The organism is Streptomyces sparsus, assembly GCF_054776295.1.
Genome location: NZ_BAAHCA010000631.1, coordinates 1 through 2913, shown reverse-complemented (window position 1 = coordinate 2913; position 2913 = coordinate 1). Strand labels below are relative to the sequence as shown.

The following is a 2913-nucleotide window of genomic DNA, read 5'->3' as shown; positions in this document are numbered from 1 at the left end:
GCCCGCCCTGCACGTCGTCACCGGCCGCGCGCCGCAGGCCCTGGCCGGGCTGCCGACGCCCGACGCGGTGTTCATCGGCGGCGGCCTCACCGCGCCCGGACTGCTGGACGCCTGCTGGGACGCGCTGCCGCCGGGCGGTCGCCTCGTCGCCAACACCGTCACGCTGGAGTCCGAGGCGCTGCTCACCGACCGCTACCGCACGCACGGCGGCGAACTCGTGAGGCTGGCCGTCGCCCACGCCAGGCCGGTCGGCGGCTTCACCGGCTGGCGGCAGGCCATGCCGGTCACCCAGTGGGTCGCGGTGAAACCCGCCGTCGCCGCCACGGATCCGGCGCCGGCCGCCACGCCCCCCGAACCCCCGGCGGCCCCCGCACCCCCGGCACTCTCCGAGGAGGAAACACGATGACGGTGTACTTCATCGGTGCCGGTCCCGGCGCCGCCGACCTGATCACGCTGCGCGGCGCCCGCACCCTCGCCGCCTGCCCGGTCTGCCTCTACGCGGGCAGCCTTGTCCCGCGGGAGCTGCTCGCCGAGTGCCCGCCGGACGCCCGGCTGGTCGACACCGCGCAGCTGAACCTCGACCAGATCACCGAGGAACTGGTCGGCGCGCACCGCGCCGGCCAGGACGTGGCACGGCTGCACTCCGGTGACCCGTCGGTGTTCAGCGCCGTCGCCGAGCAGATGCGGCGGCTGGACGCGGCCGGCGTGCCGTACGAGGTGGTGCCGGGGGTGCCGGCGTTCGCCGCCGCCGCTGCCGCGCTCAAGCGGGAACTGACCGTGCCGACCGTCGGCCAGACGGTCTTCCTCACCCGCGTCGCCCAGCAGGCCACGGCGATGCCCGAGGGCGAGGACCTGGCGACGCTCGGCCGCAGCCGCGCGCTGCTGGTGCTGCACCTCGCCGCCCGGTACGTGGACCGGGTGGTGGACGAACTGCTGCCGCACTACGGCGCCGACTGTCCGGCGGCGGTCGTCGCCATGGCCAGCCGCCCCGACGAGGTGGTGCTGCGCGGCACGCTGGACACCATCGCGGCCCTCACCAAGGAGGCCGGCATCACCCGGACCGCGGTGATCCTGGTCGGCCGGACGCTGGGCGCCGAGCAGTTCCGCGACAGCCACCTCTACTCCGCCGACCGCGACCGCCCCCACACCCCCTGCGACACCCCGGCGGCGAACGCCGGGTAGCAGGGCGGGCCCGGGGTGGGGGCCTCTCGGCCCCCGCGGACGCGAGCAAGCGGCGACGGAGGCGCTGAGGTGACCATAGCGCGGTCCTGTGGTTAGCGCATGCCGATGCACAGCGCTGCGTGCGGGTATGGTAGGGGCATGAGTGACGACCTGGTGTTCGACGTGTTCGCCCGGGCCTGCACGTCGCGCGAGACGCTGGAGCATGTGACGGGCCGGTGGGGCAGCCTGATCCTGGGCGCGCTGTACGAAGGCTCGTTCCGCTTCAACGAGCTGCGTCGCCGGGTCGACGGGGTGAGCGAGAAGATGCTGTCGCAGACCCTGCACGCGCTGGAGCGCGACGGGCTCGTCCACCGCGAGGCCCAGCCAACCAACCCGCCGCGGGTGGACTACCGCCTGACGCCGCTGGGCAAGGAGATCGCGGAGCACCTGCGCGGCCTGATCCACCTGGTCGAGAGCCGAATGCCCCAGGTGCTGGAGGCACGCGAGAACTACGACGCGGGGCGCGCGGTCGACACGGCCTGACGCCGGAAGGCGCTCACCCGCCGGGACCGCCCCGTCCGTGAGGGGTCACGTGCCCCGCGGCTTCTGCGGCCCCGGCGGCGCCGGCGGTCCCTGGGGGGCGGCGCGGCCGACGACCGTACCGGCGCGGTCGATGCAGATGACGTCCACGGTGACGGGGGCGCCGCGCAGCACGGTCAGTGCCTCGTCCCTGGCCGTCACCGCGACCAGGTCGCCGAGCGGCACGTCGGCTGCCGCGCACAGCTGCAACGCGGCGAGGCCGGTGTTGGCCGAGCCGACCTCGGCGGCGAGCGCCTCGTCGGCGCCGCCCCGCCGGGCCAGCTCGGCGAGAAAGCCCTTGTTCACCTGGGAGCGGGCCGAGTGCAGGTCCAGGTGGCCGTGGGCGAGCTTCGACAGCTTGGCGAAGCCGCCGCAGATCGTGAGCCGGTCCACCGGGTGCCGCCGGACGTACTTGAGGACCGCTCCCGCGAAGTCGCCCATGTCGAGCAGCGCGTCCTCGGGCAGGCCGTGCTCGGCGACGACCGTGCGTTCCGACGTGGAGCCGGTGCAGCCGGCGACGTGGGTGCGTCCGGCGGCCCTGGCGACGTCCACGCCGCGGCGGATGGAGTCGATCCACGCGGAGCAGGAGTACGGCACGACGATGCCGGTGGTGCCCAGCACGGACAGGCCGCCGAGAATGCCCAGTCGCGGGTTCCAGGTGCTGCGCGCGATCTCCTCGCCGTTGTCGACGGACACCTCGACGCACACGTCGCCGGTGCCGCCGTGGCGGGCCGCGACCTGTGCCACGTGGTCCCGCATCAGCTGCCGCGGTACCGGGTTGATCGCGGGTTCCCCGACGTCCAGCGGCAGGCCCGGCTTGGTGACGGTGCCCACGCCGGGGCCCGCGCGGAACACGACGCCCGACCCGGGCGGGAGCGGGGTGACGGTGACCCGGACGAGTGCGCCGTGCGTGACGTCCGGGTCGTCGCCCGCGTCCTTGACGACGCCGGCTGTCGCCCGCCCTTCGGCCAGCTCCTCCACGGCCAGGGCGAACGCCGGGGTGTGGCCCTTGGGCAGGGTGACCGTGACGGGGTCGGGGAAGTCGCCGATGAGCAGCGCGGTGTAGACGGCGGTGGTCGCGGCCGTGGCGCACGCCCCGGTGGTCCAGCCCGAGCGCAGGCCGGTGTGCTTGAGCTGCGCGCTGCGGCCCCCGGTGGCGTTCCCGGCCGGTTC

3 protein-coding genes and 1 pseudogene are annotated in these 2913 nt (G+C 75.0%); 3 read left to right on the top strand and 1 reads right to left on the bottom strand.

Going from position 1 to position 2913, the window contains the following annotated elements; genetic code table 11:
* The 3 genes and pseudogenes from ACYVE9_RS21340 to ACYVE9_RS21330 all read left to right on the top strand — a co-directional run.
* Positions 1–406: pseudogene (locus ACYVE9_RS21340) on the top strand (cobalamin biosynthesis bifunctional protein CbiET); the annotation flags it as partial.
* A complete protein-coding gene (gene cobM, locus ACYVE9_RS21335) occupies positions 403–1182 on the top strand; it encodes a precorrin-4 C(11)-methyltransferase (RefSeq protein ID WP_461029502.1) in 780 nt (259 codons plus the stop codon). The pseudogene ACYVE9_RS21340 and the gene cobM, both read left to right, overlap by 4 nt.
* Positions 1183–1320: 138 nt before the next feature.
* On the top strand, positions 1321–1704 hold the full coding sequence (locus ACYVE9_RS21330; RefSeq protein ID WP_461029501.1) for a winged helix-turn-helix transcriptional regulator: 384 nt from the start codon (positions 1321–1323) through the stop codon (positions 1702–1704).
* Positions 1705–1749: 45 nt separating this feature from the next.
* On the opposite strand, the gene ACYVE9_RS21325 is transcribed toward ACYVE9_RS21330, so the two are convergent.
* Positions 1750–2913: cobalt-precorrin-5B (C(1))-methyltransferase (locus ACYVE9_RS21325; protein ID WP_461029500.1), on the bottom strand; the 1164-nt coding region annotated here is incomplete at its 5' end.

What these genes read in the sequence shown, in the direction of transcription:
- ACYVE9_RS21330 (WP_461029501.1), top strand. Translation starts at nt 1,321, where the DNA reads ATGAGTGACGACCTGGTGTTCGACGTGTTCGCCCGGGCCTGCACGTCG.
- cobM (WP_461029502.1), top strand. Translation starts at nt 403, where the DNA reads ATGACGGTGTACTTCATCGGTGCCGGTCCCGGCGCCGCCGACCTGATC.